The sequence below is a fragment of the Microbacterium testaceum StLB037 genome (genome assembly GCF_008763945.1).
In the GTDB taxonomy this organism is placed as follows: Bacteria; Actinomycetota; Actinomycetes; order Actinomycetales; family Microbacteriaceae; genus Microbacterium; species Microbacterium testaceum_G.
On sequence record NZ_VTQH01000003.1, the window covers coordinates 199,614 to 215,036 of the forward strand.

At 71.2% G+C, this 15,423-nt stretch carries 20 protein-coding genes; 14 read left to right on the forward strand and 6 right to left on the reverse strand.

Annotated features, from left to right (window positions below; genetic code table 11):
• Positions 1–54 precede the first annotated feature (54 nt).
• From F9B98_RS13255 to F9B98_RS13285, 7 genes are all read left to right on the forward strand, one after another.
• Entirely contained in the window at positions 55–1,476 is a 1,422-nt protein-coding gene (locus F9B98_RS13255) for a flavin monoamine oxidase family protein (RefSeq protein ID WP_150958231.1), read from the forward strand.
• Complete coding sequence (locus tag F9B98_RS13260) at positions 1,473–1,907, forward strand: hypothetical protein (protein WP_150958233.1); 435 nt, start codon at positions 1,473–1,475, stop codon at positions 1,905–1,907. Before F9B98_RS13255 ends, F9B98_RS13260 begins: the two co-directional genes overlap by 4 nt.
• 4 nt (positions 1,908–1,911) lie before the next feature.
• On the forward strand, positions 1,912–2,808 hold the full coding sequence (locus F9B98_RS13265; RefSeq protein ID WP_150958235.1) for an alpha/beta hydrolase: 897 nt from the start codon (positions 1,912–1,914) through the stop codon (positions 2,806–2,808).
• 61 nt (positions 2,809–2,869) lie between these two features.
• Entirely contained in the window at positions 2,870–3,094 is a 225-nt protein-coding gene (locus tag F9B98_RS13270; protein ID WP_013584248.1) for a hypothetical protein, read from the forward strand.
• A gap of 119 nt (positions 3,095–3,213) precedes the next feature.
• Positions 3,214–3,426: a hypothetical protein gene (locus F9B98_RS13275; protein ID WP_150958238.1), complete on the forward strand. Its 213-nt coding sequence runs from the start codon at positions 3,214–3,216 to the stop codon at positions 3,424–3,426.
• A gap of 665 nt (positions 3,427–4,091) precedes the next feature.
• Positions 4,092–4,394 carry a hypothetical protein gene (locus F9B98_RS16195; RefSeq protein ID WP_225310346.1) on the forward strand — a complete coding sequence of 101 codons (303 nt, stop codon included), beginning with the start codon at positions 4,092–4,094 and terminating at the stop codon, positions 4,392–4,394.
• Between the two features lie 3 nt (positions 4,395–4,397).
• The gene (locus F9B98_RS13285) at positions 4,398–4,712 is read left to right on the forward strand and encodes a hypothetical protein (RefSeq protein ID WP_150958240.1); all 315 of its coding nucleotides are present in this window, start codon (positions 4,398–4,400) and stop codon (positions 4,710–4,712) included.
• 171 nt (positions 4,713–4,883) lie between these two features.
• Here F9B98_RS13285 and F9B98_RS13290 read toward each other — a convergent pair whose 3' ends face one another.
• Positions 4,884–5,408 carry a TetR/AcrR family transcriptional regulator gene (locus tag F9B98_RS13290; protein ID WP_150958242.1) on the reverse strand — a complete coding sequence of 175 codons (525 nt, stop codon included), beginning with the start codon at positions 5,406–5,408 and terminating at the stop codon, positions 4,884–4,886.
• Positions 5,409–5,447: 39 nt separating this feature from the next.
• Between F9B98_RS13290 and F9B98_RS13295 the strand changes: the two genes are divergently transcribed.
• Positions 5,448–6,482 carry an FAD-dependent monooxygenase gene (locus F9B98_RS13295; protein ID WP_150958244.1) on the forward strand — a complete coding sequence of 345 codons (1,035 nt, stop codon included), beginning with the start codon at positions 5,448–5,450 and terminating at the stop codon, positions 6,480–6,482.
• Here the strand turns inward: F9B98_RS13295 and F9B98_RS13300 are convergent.
• Positions 6,472–6,897, reverse strand: coding sequence for a DUF3995 domain-containing protein (locus tag F9B98_RS13300; protein WP_191966848.1), 426 nt, complete (start codon positions 6,895–6,897; stop codon positions 6,472–6,474). The genes F9B98_RS13295 and F9B98_RS13300 overlap by 11 nt on opposite strands.
• 107 nt (positions 6,898–7,004) lie before the next feature.
• Between F9B98_RS13300 and F9B98_RS13305 the strand changes: the two genes are divergently transcribed.
• The 4 genes from F9B98_RS13305 (at position 7,005) to F9B98_RS13320 (ending at position 10,470) form a co-directional block, all read left to right on the forward strand.
• Complete coding sequence (locus tag F9B98_RS13305; protein WP_225310347.1) at positions 7,005–7,766, forward strand: IclR family transcriptional regulator C-terminal domain-containing protein; 762 nt, start codon at positions 7,005–7,007, stop codon at positions 7,764–7,766.
• 152 nt (positions 7,767–7,918) lie between these two features.
• A complete protein-coding gene (locus F9B98_RS13310) occupies positions 7,919–8,665 on the forward strand; it encodes a 3-oxoacid CoA-transferase subunit A (protein WP_150958250.1) in 747 nt (248 codons plus the stop codon).
• Positions 8,662–9,300, forward strand: a complete 639-nt coding sequence (locus F9B98_RS13315; protein WP_150958253.1) for a 3-oxoacid CoA-transferase subunit B — start codon at positions 8,662–8,664, stop codon at positions 9,298–9,300. Before F9B98_RS13310 ends, F9B98_RS13315 begins: the two co-directional genes overlap by 4 nt.
• A gap of 3 nt (positions 9,301–9,303) precedes the next feature.
• The gene (locus F9B98_RS13320) at positions 9,304–10,470 is read left to right on the forward strand and encodes a thiolase family protein (RefSeq protein WP_150958255.1); all 1,167 of its coding nucleotides are present in this window, start codon (positions 9,304–9,306) and stop codon (positions 10,468–10,470) included.
• Between the two features lie 115 nt (positions 10,471–10,585).
• Here the strand turns inward: F9B98_RS13320 and F9B98_RS13325 are convergent, their stop codons facing one another.
• A complete protein-coding gene (locus F9B98_RS13325; RefSeq protein ID WP_150958257.1) occupies positions 10,586–10,789 on the reverse strand; it encodes a zf-TFIIB domain-containing protein in 204 nt (67 codons plus the stop codon).
• A 156-nt stretch (positions 10,790–10,945) separates the two neighbouring features.
• Here F9B98_RS13325 and F9B98_RS13330 point away from each other — a divergent pair, with 156 nt between their 5' ends.
• Positions 10,946–12,415, forward strand: a complete 1,470-nt coding sequence (locus F9B98_RS13330; RefSeq protein WP_150958259.1) for an MFS transporter — start codon at positions 10,946–10,948, stop codon at positions 12,413–12,415.
• A gap of 34 nt (positions 12,416–12,449) precedes the next feature.
• Positions 12,450–13,370 carry an aldo/keto reductase gene (locus F9B98_RS13335; RefSeq protein ID WP_150958261.1) on the forward strand — a complete coding sequence of 307 codons (921 nt, stop codon included), beginning with the start codon at positions 12,450–12,452 and terminating at the stop codon, positions 13,368–13,370.
• A gap of 7 nt (positions 13,371–13,377) precedes the next feature.
• Here F9B98_RS13335 and F9B98_RS13340 read toward each other — a convergent pair whose 3' ends face one another.
• From F9B98_RS13340 to F9B98_RS13350, 3 genes are read right to left on the reverse strand one after another with little or no spacing between them, the layout of a single operon-like run.
• On the reverse strand, positions 13,378–13,761 hold the full coding sequence (locus F9B98_RS13340; protein ID WP_150958263.1) for a hypothetical protein: 384 nt from the start codon (positions 13,759–13,761) through the stop codon (positions 13,378–13,380).
• Positions 13,758–14,753: a hypothetical protein gene (locus F9B98_RS13345; protein ID WP_150958265.1), complete on the reverse strand. Its 996-nt coding sequence runs from the start codon at positions 14,751–14,753 to the stop codon at positions 13,758–13,760. The genes F9B98_RS13340 and F9B98_RS13345 overlap by 4 nt, the downstream gene beginning before the upstream one ends.
• A complete protein-coding gene (locus tag F9B98_RS13350; protein WP_191966850.1) occupies positions 14,740–15,255 on the reverse strand; it encodes an RNA polymerase sigma factor in 516 nt (171 codons plus the stop codon). The genes F9B98_RS13345 and F9B98_RS13350 overlap by 14 nt, the downstream gene beginning before the upstream one ends.
• Between the last annotated feature and the right edge of the window lie 168 nt (positions 15,256–15,423).

Consider the following 15,423-nt stretch of genomic DNA (forward strand, 5'->3'; position numbering starts at 1 on the left):
TGCCCTCCTCGCCGACCGCGCCGGTCGGTGCCACACCAGAAACGGAGCAAGCCTATGACCGCTTCCTCGAACGTCACGGATCGCGCCCCCGTCGTCGATGTCGACGTGATCGTCGTCGGTGCCGGTTTATCGGGCCTGACCACCGCCCATCGCCTGCGCCAGTTCGGGTCCACCGTGGCGGTGTTCGAAGCCGCCGCTCGCGTCGGGGGGCGCGTCTCGTCGGCCGAAGTCGACGGCGTCCACGTCGACCTGGGTGGCACCTTCGTCGGCCCGGGGCAGGACCGCATCCTCGCGCTCGCCGAAGAGGTGGGCGTCTCGCGCTACCCCACCTACTCCGCGGGCCGCAACGTCATCCGCTGGCGCGGGGAGCGCCGGCGCTACCGCGGTACCGTGCCCCCCGTGGGGGCGAGTCTGCTCGACGTCGGCCGCATCCAGCTCACTCTCGACCGTCTGGCGCGGACCGTTCCGTGCGGCAACCCGTCCGCAGCTGCACACGCGGCGGAATGGGATGCCGAGAGCCTGGGGTCGTGGCTCCGTCGCTCGCACGCGTCGGCGGCGGCCCGCGATCTCATCGCCATCGCGGCTCGGACGACGTGGGGGTGCGAGCCGGACGAGCTGTCGTTCCTGCACGCCTTGCACTACATCCACCAGGCCGGCGGACTGTCGTCGATGCTGGACACCGAGGGGGGTGCACAGGACGAGCACTTCGTCGAAGGGTCGCACGAGATCGCGGTGCGTCTTGCCGCGGTGCTCGGGCCCGCGCTGCGTCTGAACGCGCCCGTGCGGTCGATCGAGGTCATCGACGAGGGGGTCCGCGTCTCGACCGCCGATGAGCAGGTCACGGCCCAAGCCGTCGTGGTCGCCGTTCCGCCGTCGCAGCGGGGACGGATCGACTTCTCGCCCGCTCTGCCGTCGGTCCACAGGCAGATGGCCCAGCGCTGGCCCGCCGGGGTGCTGTCGAAGGCGTACGCGGTCTACGAGCGCCCGTTCTGGCGCGACGGTGATCTGTCGGGTCAGGGGATCTCCGACACCGGCCCGGTCTTCATCACCTTCGACGCCGGCCCCGTGGGCGCAGACGCTCCCGGTGTCCTGCTCGGGTTCATCGGCGGGGTCTACGCCCGCGAGTGGGACGAGCTTCCCGAGCCCGAGCGGCGGGCACGCGCGCTGTCGTCGTTCGCCGACCTGTTCGGCCCGCGGGCTCTGGATGCCGTCGGCTACATCGACCAGCGCTGGGGAGCGGAGCCGTGGGTCGGCGGAGGACCGACGGCCGCCCCCGGAGCGGGGGCCGTCGTGCCCTATGCCGCCGCCGTCGGTGCTCCCGTCGGTCCGATCCTCTGGGCGGGAACCGAGACCGCGGAGCAGTGGACCGGCTTCATGGACGGGGCCGTCCGCGCCGGTGAACGAGCAGCCCTCCAGGCGCGGAGCATCCTCGCCTCCTCTTCGACCGATCACGAGCAGACGGGAGCCGTCCGATGACCTGGCGCCGCGAATACACTCACCTGACCACCGCGACCCCGGAGGCCGTGTGGAAGCGATGGACGACCCCCGCGGACTGGGCCGTCGACGACCCGGACCTGCGCGAGGCGACCTTCGCCGTTCCCCCTCGAGTGGGCGCCACCGGGCGGGTCGTCAACCACGGGACTCCCGCGCAGCGCTTCACCTTCACCGAACTGCAGCCGGGGGTCGCGATGAACTTCCGCATCGGTCTGCCGGGGGCGGTCCTGTCGTTCCCTCACAGCATGCGGCGGACCGCCAACGGTCTGTCGGTGACGCACGCGGTGGAGATCACCGGACCCCTCGCCGCGGTGTTCGGGCCGCTGGTCGGGCGCAAGATCGCGGCGGGGCTGCCCGCCGTCGTGCGACTCGTCACGACGAACGCGCTCGCCGACATGGCCGCCGAGGGCTGAGCGCGTGTCGATCGCGATGAGGCTCACGGCGGCGGCGATGCGGGTGAACGCCACGAGTATCCGTCGAGCCCTCGCGCGCGACGACTACCTCGCCACGCTGTCGCCCGACCGCCGACCCGCCGACCCGCCGACGCGCCTGCGCCGTTCGGGCCGCGTCGTCGTGTCGAGGCCCGGCGGACTGCCCGTCGTCCGCTACGAACCAGCGACCCGGACCGCGGGCGTCGAGCTCATGTACCTCCCGGGCGGGGGACTCGTGAACCCGCTCGTCGCCGAGCACTGGTGGATCGTCGAACGCCTCGCGCGGAGCACGGGAGCGGCGATCACCGTGGTCACCTACCCGCTCGCTCCCGAGCACGACGCCGAGGCGACCGCGGCCTTCGTCGATGCCGAGTACGCGCGCCTGGCTCGCCGCGCGGGCTCGTCGCGGCTGCTCGTCGCGGGCGACTCGGCGGGCGGGACGGTCGCCCTGGGGCTCGCGGCTCGCGCCGAGCGACGCCCCGACGCGCTCGTGCTGTTCTCTCCCTGGCTCGATCTCGAGCTCGGGAACCCGGCGATCGCACGCCGCGTTCGGCGGGACCCGTCTCTGCGCGTGCCGGGGCTGCGCGCGGGTGCGGTCGCGTGGGCGCGTGGCCGGCCGCTTCGGGATGCCACGCTCAACCCGATCCACGCCGACCCGGCGGGCCTGCCGCCCACGGTGATCTTCCAGGGGGGCCGCGACATCTTCTACGACGACGCGGTGTCTTTCGCCGCGCGGGCGCGGGAGGCGGGTTCCGCGGTGCGGCTGGTGGCGGCCCCCGACGGCTTTCACGTCTATGTCGGAGCGTTCTGGACGCCCGAGGCTCGTGCGGCGTTCGCGCTGACCGGTGAGATCGCCCGTGATCCGTCACGCGTCGTGATTTAGCTGTACATATGTGCAAGAATCTCGTCAGGGCGACGACGGTGCGCCCGGATCAGGAGACACGATGGCCGCTCGATACGACCTCGCCAAGGTGAAGCTCGGCAAACTCATGACGGACCCGGATGCCGAGGCGATCATCCTCGACGTCATCCCCGACCTGAAGAAGAGCCCGACGTACCTCGTGGCGAAGACGCTCACCGCGAGCGCGGCCCTGCAACTGGCGGCCGCGCAGCTCGGCGCGGAGAAGGCCGCAGAACTCCGACGCCGGGTCGAGGCGCTCGAGGCCTGACCGCCGATACCTCGTGCGCGCGGTCGGCATCGCGATGAGCCGGCGGGTCTTCCGGAACAAGGGTTGCGCCATGACGGCGTCGGAGCCGGGCCGCGTAGATTGGCCGACGTAATCCCCTCGTGTTCGCTGTCGTCGCCCTCGCCGGCGGCGCCGGCGCGGCGTTGCGGTTCCTCCCCGACGTCGCCGTGCGCCGCCGGACCGGGGAGCGCTTCCCGTGGGGGATCCTCGGCGTCAACGTCCTCACGTCGAGGCAGGTCGGTCAGCGGTGTGGCTACCGTCAGATCAGCGATCACATCGACCAGCTTCGTGCGAATCTGCCCGATGAGACCTGAAACAGACGTCCCCGATAGGATGTACGACATATTCACAATGGACTGAAACGGCCCCAGCCCCCGGGCGCAAACGCCCCTGTGCGGCCGCCAGCCCTGGCGGCTCGAAGCGCAGCGTTTTCTCTTGCGCCTGGCGCTCAAGCTCCTCGATCGGCTGGGTGAGATCCAGCAATTCGGGTACGTACTCGCGCGCAACTTCGGGTAGCTGCCAACGCGTGATTCTGCCCCCGCGTCCAGGTGTTCCCGCTTATCGAGTCGACTGTGATCGGGACGCCGGGCAGTTTCCGATATTCAGGAATCGTGGATTCGTCCGTATAGCCGTTGAGTTCCAGGCGCGCTCAATTACAAGCCTGTTCGGACACCGTGTCTGCTGCGGACGCATCCCGGCCTGGACCGCACGCGTCGGCCAGGAATGGGACACGTGAAACCTCGCGCCGTGGAATCTCTACAACGTCATCTGGCGCGCACAGAGGTGGGTGCGCATGGGCGTGCGCGACTGATCCAGCTGGCACCTCGGGGGATGCCGTGGGCGTCGGCGCGCATTCGCCACTCGTCCATCGATCCGATCAGTGTCGGATTCGGGGCTCCATTCGGTGCGCAGTCAATGAGTTCGCACCACCAATGAGAGAACCGCGCTCTACGGTGTGATCTAGGCTTACGGTGTAAGTGTGGACTCCGTGATGAGCGTGCACGACCTGAGAACTTCCGGTCGGGCCTTCGCGACCCTCGCCACCCAGGCAGCCGCAGACGCGTGGTGTCAGGCGGCGCAGCGCGTGGCGCGGAGCATCGGTCGCCCCTGTCGGACGTGGGCTTACCGCATCGGATTGATCTGGTACGTCAACGCGGTCATCGCAGATTGGCCGGCGAACGCCGCGGAGCGGAGAGCGCTGCGCGAATGGGAAAGACGCGGTGAGAAGGATGCCGGGGCGGTGGACGGTATGCCCGGCACCACACCGGACAGGAGGAGATGACACATGGCTCAGGAGAATGCGCGCCTATTCCTGCTCGACCTGGTCGACCGGGTAGCGGCGACGGACCGCCCGTTCTGGGAGATGGCTCCCCAGGACCGGACCGCTCTCGCGGCTTTGCTCGGGACACCCGCCACGGCCGTCCGCGTCCTGCACGACGACGACGGGGAGGTGCGCGTCGAAGGGGCGGCGGATCTCTTCCTCGCAACCGCGATTCTTGCTGAGCTCGCGATGCAGCTCGCGCAAGAGGGTGGCTCCGCTCGTTCGCGCGAGGATGCCGCTTCCCTCCTGCGGCAGCGCACCCGCGCGCTCCTGGACTGAGTCGCTCTCCGTTCGGCGTGGGCCGGCGAGCCGGTGAAAGCGGGAGGGCGTTCGCGGTGAGCCGCCGGGTGCGCATTGCGCCCTCGTGAAGCATCGAGGTCGAGGATGAGCGGGACAGTGGTCAGCCCTCGACCACGCTGCGTCCTCGACAACCGGCCGAGACGCGGTGGGTCAGGCCCGGTCGGCCTGTAGTGCGAGGTCGATCATGCGCGCGAGCCTCGCGGGGTCATGCGTCGCGCCGTTCACCGCCGCGTCGAACAGGATGCCGTCGATGAAGGCGACGGCCAAGCGCTGCGCCTCTCCCGAGACGAGCCGCGTCATGTGATCGCCCCCGTCAGTGAGGAAGTCCTCGCGAGCGGAGCGCAACACGCCCGCATCCGGGTCCATGGCGAGCGCCGCACGGGCCCGCACATCGTCTGCGGCTTCGCGAAGCGTCGCCGACACGAAGATGGACGCCAGTGTTCCGAGTGATGCGGGATGTTCGGCGGCGGCGGCGTGCAGGCGAGCACGGTCGCTCTCGAGCATCGCGTCCACGACGGCGGCGACGAGGTCGCGCCGAGTGCGGAAGAGGTTGGACGTGGACCCCAGGGGAAGCGCCGCCGCGGCGTCGACCGCGCGGTGGGTCAGTCCGCGCGCTCCCTGAGACGCCAACACCCTCACGGCAGCCGCGAGGACGTGGGTGGCGCGGTCGGTCATGTTCTCACCGTATCGGCACTACATGTGTAGTATCGCGATGTGAAGATCCTGATCGTGGGTGCGGGAATCGGCGGACTGACCGTGGCGCGCATGGCCGCCGTCGCGGGGCATGAGGTCGTCGTGGCGGAGAAGGCCCCGCGCGTGCGGGCGGACGGCGCGGGGATCCTCCTCGATGGCGCGGCGCTGACGCTGCTCGCCTCGGCGGGATTCGGTCTGGAAGGTCTGGGGCGACCGCTGACGGCGATGTCGATCACGACGTCGACCGCAGCGACCCGCGGGGCGGTGCGTGGGCGCTCGTCGTTCGCCCGGGAAGAACTCGTGGCCGCGTTGGCGCGCGACGCGGAAGCCGTCGCGCACGTCCGCGTGGCCTCGCCGGTGCGGGACGTCGTGGACGAGGGGGATCGCGTACGGTGCACCGTTGCGGGGCGGGCGATGCGGGCGGATCTCGTGGTGGGTGCCGACGGATTGCTGTCCACCGTGCGAGCCGCCGTCGATCCCGTCGCTCGCGTGCGCGAGTCGGGACAGGTGTGCTGGCGCGGGATTGTCGAGATGGATGCCGGGTCGGCAGGGACCGAGCTCTGGAACGGCGTGGAACGCGTCGGCGTCGTGCCCCTGCTCGGCGGGCGGACCTACGTCTACGTGGTGCGCTCGCATCCGGCCCCCGACGAGCAGTTGGTCGAGCGTTCGGCTCTTCCCGCGCGCGAGCGCGAGGCGCTGTCACTGCTGCGCCGACTCCCGGAGGATCGCCTCCTTCGTCATGAGCTGCGCGAGCTGACCCGGCCGTCGTGGGGCAGGGGGCGGATTCTGCTGCTGGGGGACGCGGCTCATGCATTGACTCCGAACCTGGGCCTGGGGGCGGCGCTCGCGGTCGGCGACGCCGCCGTGCTCGCCGGGGCGCTCGGCGACCCCTCGACCCTGCTCCGCCGTTATCGGGGTCGTCGCCACAGTGTCGTGCGCGCCACCCAGCTTCTCTCTCGGAAGCTGGGGTTCCTCGCCCACGACCAGGGGGCGGTCGCCCGTCTCGTCCGGGCCGCGGCCGGTCTGAGCGGGCGGCCCGCCGTCGTCACCGGCTGAGCGCGACGGCCACCCCGAGCGTGAGGCAGAGGGGGCGGTAGAGGACGCGGTCGAGGCGACGGAAGGTCGCCGACGGGGGTGTCCCGGTGATGACCTCGGCCGCGACGGTTCCACCCAGGGCTCCCCTGGTCAACAGGGCCACCTGCAGAACGCGCAGCCAGATACGCGCGAGGGGGGATCGCCCCACGCGCCCCGAGACCAGAACCGCTGCGCCCGTCAGGCCCGCCGCCACCACGATCGTGGGGAGGCGAGCGGGTGCCGACGGGGCACCCACGACGGCTTCGGCCAGGGCCTCCGGGGAGTCGGCCGGCCACGAGGACCCCGCCGCCCACGCTCCGTGCAGGAGCCCCAACGCGGCGAGGCCCGCGGTGGCTGCGATGCGGGCCGTGGTGGTCGTTGCGGGTTTACTCTGCACACGCGTAAGACTACACATGTAGTGACCCTCGGAAATCCGTGGACCGGGCGCCGTGGCGACGGCGAGCAGCTCCGGGGCCGGCCCGACGCCCCGGTAGGGTGAGCCGCGTGAGTGAATCGGGAGAGTTCGTCCAATCCCTCGCTCGCGGTCTCGAGGTGATCAAAGCCTTCGACGCCGAGAACCCGGCGCTGACCCTCAGCGACGTCGCGCGTCGCGCCGATCTCACCCGGGCCGCGGCCCGCCGGTTCCTCCAGACGCTCGAGACGCTGGGGTACGTGCGCGCCGACGGTCGCGTGTTCTCGCTCACCCCGCGGGTGCTGGAGCTCGGCTTCAGCTACCTCTCGGCCCTGTCGCTGCCAGCCCTCGCCCAGCCTCACCTCGAGCGCCTGTCGCGCGAGGTCGGCGAGAGCGTCTCGGCGGCCGTGCTCGACGGGGCCGACATCGTCTACGTCGCGCGCGTTCCCACCCGGCGCATCATGAGCGTGGGCATCACGATCGGCACGCGCTTTCCCGCCTACGCCACCAGTATGGGGCGGGTGCTGCTCGCCGCCCTTCCGGTGGATCGGGCGCGCGAGATCGTCGAGGCCTCGCATCCGGCATCTCTGACGCCGCGCACGCGGACCGACGTCGACGCGATCGTCGCCGAACTCGACGCAGTGCGCGCACAGGGGTGGGCCCTCGTGGATGGGGAGCTCGAAGAGGGCCTGCGTTCCCTGGCGGCCCCCCTCCACGACCGGCAGGGGACGGTCGTGGCGGCCGTGAACATCTCGGCGAGTGCCCGCGGTGACGCCGATGCGTGGCGCGGGGACTGCCTTCCCGCCCTCCGTGCCGCGACCGCCGAGATCGACGCCGACATCCGGCTCGTCTGACGCGTCGACAGGTTTTTCCGAGACCGGATGCCGGGACCCGGCGCGACCGCACGTTCGGTGTGCCCGGGACTCTTGTCGGCGCGACCTCACGGGAGTATTCTGTTCGCACATCGTACGTGTGTACGCACAGCGAACAACGGGGGATCCTCCGCATGATCGACAAGACCGTTCCCGACCTCGAGGCGGCCATCGCGGGCATTGCCGACGGCGCGACCGTGATGATCGGCGGCTTCGGCCGAGCCGGTCAGCCCGTCGAGCTCATCGACGCGCTCATCGCGCACGGCGCCGGTGACCTCACCGTCGTCAACAACAACGCCGGCAATGGCGACACGGGGCTGGCGGCTCTTCTGGCGGCAGGCCAGGTGCGCAAGATGATCTGCTCCTTCCCTCGCCAGAGCGACTCGTGGGTGTTCGACCGCCTCTACCGTGCGGGCGAGCTCGAGCTCGAGCTGGTGCCGCAGGGCAACCTCGCCGAGCGCATCCGCGCCGCCGGCGCCGGCATCGGCGGGTTCTTCACCCCCACCGGCTTCGGCACGCAGCTCGCCGAGGGCAAAGAGACGCGGCGCATCGACGGCCGCGACTACGTGCTCGAGTACCCCATCCACGCCGACGTCGCCCTCGTCAGCGCTCGCGCGGCCGACCGCTGGGGCAACCTCGTCTACCGCGAGACGGCGCGCAACTTCGGGCCCATCATGGCCGCTGCCGCGGCCACCACGATCGTGCAGGTCGACGAGATCGTCGAGCTCGGCGCGCTCGATCCCGAGGCGATCGTCACCCCGGGCCTCTACGTCGATCGCGTGATCGCGGTGGGGGAGCGCCGGTGGCTCCGCGACGGGGAATTCGTCGGCGGCGTCGACATCGAGGGCCGCGCCCTCGCCGAAGAAGGAGCAGCCCAGTGACCACGCGCATCTCCCGCACGGATCTCGCCGCCCGCGTGGCATCCGACATCCCCGAGGGTGCCGTGGTGAACCTCGGCATCGGAGCGCCGACGCTGGTCGCCGACTACCTGCCCGCGGGGCTCGAGATCGTGCTGCACACCGAGAACGGCATGCTCGGCATGGGCCCGGCGCCCGAGCGCGGCCGGATCGACCCCGACCTCATCAACGCCGGCAAGCAGCCGGTCACCGCCCTCGCGGGCGCGGCCTACTTCCACCACGCCGACTCGTTCGCGATGATGCGCGGCGGCCACCTCGACGTGTGCGTGCTCGGCGCGTTCCAGGTGTCGGAGGGCGGCGACCTCGCGAACTGGTCGACCGGCGAGCCCGGCGCGATCCCCGCGGTCGGCGGCGCGATGGACCTCGCCATCGGCGCGAAGGACGTCTACGTCATGACCGACCTGCTCACCAAGGGCGGAGAGCCCAAGCTCGTCGCCGCCTGCACCTACCCGCTCACCGGCGTCGGCTGCGTCTCGCGGGTGTACACCGACCACGGCGTCTTCGACGTCACCGCCTCCGGCTTCCGCGTGCGCGAGCTGTTCGGCGACAACACGCACGCGGAGATCGAGGCGCTGCTCGGTCTCGAACTGGAGGTCTGACCCATGCCCGCTTCCTTCGTCTACGACGCCGTCCGCACCCCCTTCGCGCGACACGGCAAAGCCTTCGCCGACGTCCGCCCCGACGATCTGGCCGCCACGGTCATGGCATCCGTCGTCGAGCGTACCGGGATCGACCCCGCCCGCATCGAAGACGTCCTCTTCGGCGACGCGAACCAGGCCGGAGAAGACAACCGCAACGTCGCGCGCTTCGGGGCGCTGCTCGCGGGCTTCCCCTCCTCGGTACCGGGGACGACGATCAACCGCCTGTGCGGATCCTCGCTGGATGCCGTGATCCAGGGCTCGCGCGCGATCGAGGCCGGAGATGCCGACGTGATCCTCGCCGGCGGTGTCGAGTCGATGACCCGCGCCCCCTTCGTCGTGGAGAAGAGCCCGCGGCCCTTTCCCGCAGCGAACCAGACGATGTGGAACACCTCGATCGGCTGGCGCATGACCAACCCGCGGCTGCGGAAGGACTGGACCATCTCGAACGGCGAGAGCGCCGAGAAGCTCGCCCAGATCTACGCCATCTCGCGCGAGGAGCAGGACGCCTTCGCCGCCCGCAGCCACCGCCTGGCCGCCGCCGCGTGGGCCGAGGGACGCTTCGACGACGAGATCGTGCAGGTCGAGGGGCACGCGCTGACCCGTGACGAGGGCATTCGCGACGACTCCACCGCCGAGGTGCTGGCGGGCCTTCGCCCCGCGTTCCAGAAGGACGGCACGGTCACCGCCGGCAACTCCTCGCCCATCAACGACGGGGCCTCGGTGGTGCTGCTGGGCGCGGAAGGAGTGCTCGACGCCGAGCCGCTCGCCCGCATCGCCGGTCGGGCCGCCTTCGGCAACGACCCCGACGTGTTCGGCGTCGCCCCGGTCGAAGCCGCGAATCGGGCCCTCGCGCGTGCCGGCCGCACGTGGGACGACGTGACCTTCGTCGAGCTCAACGAGGCCTTCGCCTCGCAGACCCTCGCGTGCGCGAAGCTGTGGACCGAGCTCGACCCCTCGAACCTGAACGAGAACGGCGGCGCGATCGCCATCGGCCACCCGCTCGGTGCCTCGGGCGGTCGCATCATCGCCCGCGCCGCTCACGAGCTGAAGCGCCGAGGCGGCGGAGTCGCGGTCGCGGCGATCTGCATCGGCGTGGGCCAGGGCCTCGCGGTGGTGCTCGAGCGCTGAGCCCGGCCCGCCCGCGCCCAGAACAGGGGATGCCACGAGAACAGGCCGATCCGGCGCGGATCGGCCTGTTCTCGTCGCGCCTCCTGTTCTCGTGACGCTCCCGCCGCCCCGGCGGCTATGACTCGTCGGCCCAGCGGTCCCGCGGACGGTCGTCGTCGTCAAGGTCGCGGCGGGGCCCGGGCGTCGACCATTCCAGCTGGAACCCGCACTCGCGGCACTCGTCGGCGCCGCCGCCCTGCTCGAGCAGGGGGTGCATCGTCACGCCGCACGAGGGGCAGATCGGCTGCGCCGTGTCGTCGTAGGAGTCTGTGTAGGTCATAGCCGTTCCGCTCGTCTTCGGTCCAGGGGATCAACCCGATCCACCGTCGCGGTGTTCCCCACCCTGCATCGGAGCCCGGCCCTCCCCGCAGGCATAGGCTCGGCGCATGCCGATCCCCTGGACCGCTGCGGGCTCCGCTCCCGCACGGGACGCCGCATGACGGCATCCGCCCCCGCTCCCGACCCGCGTCGGTGGCGGGCGCTCTCGGTGATGTTGATGGGGCAGTTCGCCGCCCTGCTCGACGTGAGCGTCACGAACGTCGCGCTGCCCTCGATCGGGCGATCCACCGGCGCGGGGGCGAGTGAGCTGCAGTGGATCGTGACGGGGTACGTGCTCGCCTTCGCCCTGGTGCCGGTGATCGGCGGGCGGCTGGGAGACCAGCGGGGGCGCCGACGCATCTTCACGGTCGCCGTGCTCGGCTTCGTGAGCGCGAGCGCCGCCGTCGGCCTCGCCCCGAACGCCGGGCTGCTGATCGCTGCGCGCGTCGTCCAGGGACTGTTCGGCGGAATGATGGGGCCGCAGGTCTCGGGGTTCATCCAGAACGCCTTCCCCGCGTGGGAACGGGGTCGCGCCTTCGGGCGGTTGGGCCTGACCGTCGGCGCCGGCACGGCCTTGGGTCCGGTGATCGCGGGTCTGCTCATCGCTGCGGGCGGCCCCGAGATCGGCTGGCGCCTGGTGTTCTTCGTCAACGTGCCCGTCGGGATCGCCGCGGTCCTGCTCGCCCGCAGGTGGGTCCCGGCAGACGGACCGTCCTCGACGGGATCCTCGCGCCACATCGACGTCCTCGGCGCGCTGCTGCTCGGGGCGGGCGTGCTGTGCCTGCTGTTCCCCATCGTCGAGACGGGTCAGAGCGGCGGGCCTCTCACGCTGCTCCTGCTCGTTCCCGCCGCGGGATTCCTGTTCGCCCTCGTCCGCCACGAGGCACGACTGACGAGAGCGGATGCCGGGCCCCTTCTCGACCTGCGCCTGTTCCGCGTCCGCTCCTTCGTCACGGGTGTCGTCTTCGCGGTCGTCTTCTTCTGCAGCAACACCGGCATTCCGCTCGTGCTCGCGCTGTACTACCAGAACGGCCTCGGCTTCTCGGCGCTGCAGTCCGGCCTCGGCGTCACGGCCTACGCGATCGGCTCGGTCGTCGGGGCCCCGGTGGCGGGGCGCTTCGTGTCGCGGGTGGGCCGTCCGCTGCTCGTCGGAGCGGTCGCGGTGTTCACCGGCGTCACGGTCGTCCTCGGTCTTCTCGTGCAGGCGGGAGCCGAAGCGACCGACCCGGTGGGGGTCATCCTGCGGCTGTGCGTGCCCCTCTTCGTGCTCGGGATCGCGGGCGGTGCGATCGTCACCCCCAACCAGACGCTCACCCTCGCCGACGTCGATCCCCGCCGAGGAGGCGTTGCCGGCGGAGTCGTGCAGACGGCCCAGCGGGTGGGGTCGTCGATCGGACAGACGGTGCTGGGCACCGCCTTCGCGCTCGCGATCGCGGGTGCAGCCGGGTCGGCGGCCCCCGGATCTCCCGCGCCGGAACCCGGCGCTTTCGCCGACGCTCTCACCCTCGCCCTCGCGGTGTCCGTGGTGTTCTCGGGGTCGGCCATCGTCCTCAGCGCCGTCGAGGTGCGTCGGCACCGGCGCAGCTGACGCGAGCCGTCCGCCCGGACGCTAGCGTCGAGGGATGCATGCCACCTCCGCCCGCCTCGGGCTCGGCCTCGCCGCCGTCGGTCGCCCCGCCTACATCACGACCGCGCGCGACAGCGACCTGGGCGACCCCGCCGAGCGCTCGGTCGACGCGATGCGCGAGCGCGCGCACAAGCTGCTCGACGAGGCGTGGGCTCTCGGCATCCGGTACATCGACGCCGCCCGCTCGTACGGTCTCGCCGAGGAGTTCCTGGGGACGTGGCTCGCCGCTCACCCGGGCCGTCGCGAGCACCTCACCGTGGGGTCGAAGTGGGGCTACGCCTACGTCGGGGCGTGGAGGATGGATGCCGCTGAGCACGAGCGCAAGGAACACTCGGTCGCCATGTTCGACCGGCAGTGGCCCGAGACGCTCGAGGCGCTGGGCTCGGCCCCGGACTTCTACCTGATCCACTCCGTGACCCCCGAGAGCACCGCGCTCGGCGACGCGGTCCTGCTGGCGCGGTTGCGCGGCCTCCGAGACGAGGGCGTGCGCATCGGTCTCTCGACCAGCGGGCCGCACCAGGCAGAGGTGATCCGCGCCGCTCTCGCGGTCGAGGAGTCCCCGTTCTCGGTCGTGCAGTCGACGTGGAACCTGCTCGAACCCTCCGTCGCCCCCGCCCTGCAGGACGCCCACGACGCCGGCTGGATAGTGGTCGTCAAAGAGGCGCTCGCCAACGGCGAGCTCGCTCGCGCCGAATCGGGCAGTCACCTCGAGGCCCTGGCATCCGGAATGCCCTCCGACGTGTTCGCTCTCGGCGCCGCGCTCGCGCAGCCCTGGGCCGACATCGTGCTCAGCGGCGCGACCACCCTCGCGCACCTGCGCCGTGGCGCGAGCGCGCGACCGGTCGCCACCGCGGGGGAACTTGCGACCGACCCGGTCGACTACTGGCGCCGCCGGTCGGAACGCCCCTGGCGGTGAGCCCGGCTCAGGGGACGCAGTTCAGGGTGGCGACGGTGCCCGAGACGTTCGACCACGACGTCGCGATCGCGGTCGCGAGCACCGACCCCGACGAGGAGCGGGCCTGCACGTAGCCGGCGGAGCGCGCGTTCGCGATCGAGCGCACGGAGATGCCGGGGGAGTACGTGCCGCAGTACGCGAACGACACCCGCGTTCCCGACAGGCTCGACCCGCTGAAGGCGCACACGTTCCCGTCGGCGCAGCTGCCGACGGCGCGCTCGGTGCCGGAGGGCACGTCGACGGTCATGCCGAGCTCGGGCCATTCCGCGTGATGCGAGTCGATGACGACCCCGCCGGGGATCTCGGCGAGGGCCGCGGCGATGTCGGGGTGCAGTTCGTCGGTCGTGGTCATTCGGCGTCCGCCTTTCTGTCGGAGACGTCCCAGAGGGTGTAGTCGGTGATGGAGCCCGCGGGAAGCCTCAGGCTGGGATTGTCGGCGAGCAGCTTCGACTCGTATCCGACGATGCGCCCCGTGTCGGCCGAGAGCAGCAGCGTCGCCTCGGAGGTCGTCAGCCCCGAGGGCACGGCGGCCAGACCGATCACCGGACGCCCCACCCGATCGAACGCGGTCCCCACGACGCGCAGACCCGGAGCCTTCGCGACGACCTCGAGCAACGCCGCCTGCTGCGGACCGGTGAGGGTCCACTCGCCCAGCAGCGACCGCGCGCCGAGCATCGCATCGCCCGCCGTGAGCTGGTCGCCGGCGCCGGTCGAGGTGAGCACGAGGGCCCGCATCGCGTCGACGGTGGGCTCGGGGGCGGTGGGGGAGAGCGGGGAGAACTGGTTCCGCACGAACTGCAGGTCACCGACCACGGTCCCGGGAGTGGGCTCGCCCGTGGGCACCTCGTCTCCCGCGGCGTTGGTCGCCTCGGCGACGGTCGTCACGACGGATCCGGACAGGTCTTCGTTCCAGCGCACGTCGACCCACTCGCGGCGGAACACCGTCGCCTCGGCCTCGTCGGGCGATCCGCTGAAGTACCACCCGAGCGACAGTGATCGTCGCTCGGGTTCGGAGGGGTCGGAACCGTCGGTCAATCGTCGTTGCGCCTGCGCGATCACCTGCGACGCATCGTCGCTGACGGCGGTGAACACCAGCGGTTGAGGAGTGAGGGCGGATGCCGGGGTATTCGGCATCCAGAAGACTCCGGTGACGATCGCGAGGACCAGGACGACGACCGCGGCGGCCGAGCCCCAGGCGGCGTAGACGGGTCGACGGCGCGGTCGCTGAGCGGTCTGCGCGAACGCGCGAGCCCGGCGTTCGGCGGCGAGGGGGATCGGGGCGTCGAGGGGCGTTCGCGCCGGGTCGAGTCGGCGCAGGGCACGGGCGAGGTCATCGTCGTTCATCGAACACCTCCTCGCTCGAGCGTGCCGTGTCGGACAGCAGCGGCCGGAGTCTGACGCGCACGCGGTTCAAGCGCGTCCACACCGTTCCGGCGCTCGCTCCGACGACCACGCCGACCTCGGCGGCCGAGAGATCCTCCCAGTAGGTGAGCCAGAGGATCTCGCGGTCCTTGTCCGAGAGCCCGCGGATCGCCTCCACGAGCCGTTCGATCATCTCGCTTCCCGACTCGGTCGAGAGGGTGCGCACCTGGTCCTCGATGTGCGTCCACAGTGCCCCCTCACGGTCTCGTCGTCGGTACTCGTTCGCGATGAGGTTGCGCGCCGTGCGGTACAGCCACGGCAATCCGAACGGCTCTCGCGGATCGCGCTTGCGCCACGCGATTTCGAAGCATTCCATCGCGAGGTCGTCTGCGGCCTCGCGATCGGACACCCGCCGTTCGATGAATCGCCGAACGGTGTTGTAGTGCTCACGGAACAGCGCCGCGAAATCCGCGTCGTCCGTCACCGCTGTCGTTCCTCGTGCGTATACCCGGATTGTGTCGCCGCGTCGCCGAACCTTACGCGGGCGGGGAAGAAAAGATTTTCCGGTGGGCCTGTAAGGAATCGCGACCGACGAACACGGCACATGCGGGGGTGGGTACCGACTCCGGCTTCGAGAAGGTACCCATACGCC

Bases quoted from the DNA above. Each gene is read 5' to 3' on its own strand.
- F9B98_RS13330 (WP_150958259.1), top strand. From the start codon at position 10,946: ATGACGGCATCCGCCCCCGCTCCCGACCCGCGTCGGTGGCGGGCGCTC.
- F9B98_RS13335 (WP_150958261.1), top strand. From the start codon at position 12,450: ATGCATGCCACCTCCGCCCGCCTCGGGCTCGGCCTCGCCGCCGTCGGT.
- F9B98_RS13285 (WP_150958240.1), top strand. From the start codon at position 4,398: ATGGCTCAGGAGAATGCGCGCCTATTCCTGCTCGACCTGGTCGACCGG.
- F9B98_RS13320 (WP_150958255.1), top strand. From the start codon at position 9,304: ATGCCCGCTTCCTTCGTCTACGACGCCGTCCGCACCCCCTTCGCGCGA.
- F9B98_RS13270 (WP_013584248.1), top strand. From the start codon at position 2,870: ATGGCCGCTCGATACGACCTCGCCAAGGTGAAGCTCGGCAAACTCATG.
- F9B98_RS13260 (WP_150958233.1), top strand. From the start codon at position 1,473: ATGACCTGGCGCCGCGAATACACTCACCTGACCACCGCGACCCCGGAG.
- F9B98_RS13340 (WP_150958263.1), bottom strand. From the start codon at position 13,761: ATGACCACGACCGACGAACTGCACCCCGACATCGCCGCGGCCCTCGCC.
- F9B98_RS13310 (WP_150958250.1), top strand. From the start codon at position 7,919: ATGATCGACAAGACCGTTCCCGACCTCGAGGCGGCCATCGCGGGCATT.
- F9B98_RS13325 (WP_150958257.1), bottom strand. From the start codon at position 10,789: ATGACCTACACAGACTCCTACGACGACACGGCGCAGCCGATCTGCCCC.
- F9B98_RS13345 (WP_150958265.1), bottom strand. From the start codon at position 14,753: ATGAACGACGATGACCTCGCCCGTGCCCTGCGCCGACTCGACCCGGCG.
- F9B98_RS13290 (WP_150958242.1), bottom strand. From the start codon at position 5,408: ATGACCGACCGCGCCACCCACGTCCTCGCGGCTGCCGTGAGGGTGTTG.
- F9B98_RS13255 (WP_150958231.1), top strand. From the start codon at position 55: ATGACCGCTTCCTCGAACGTCACGGATCGCGCCCCCGTCGTCGATGTC.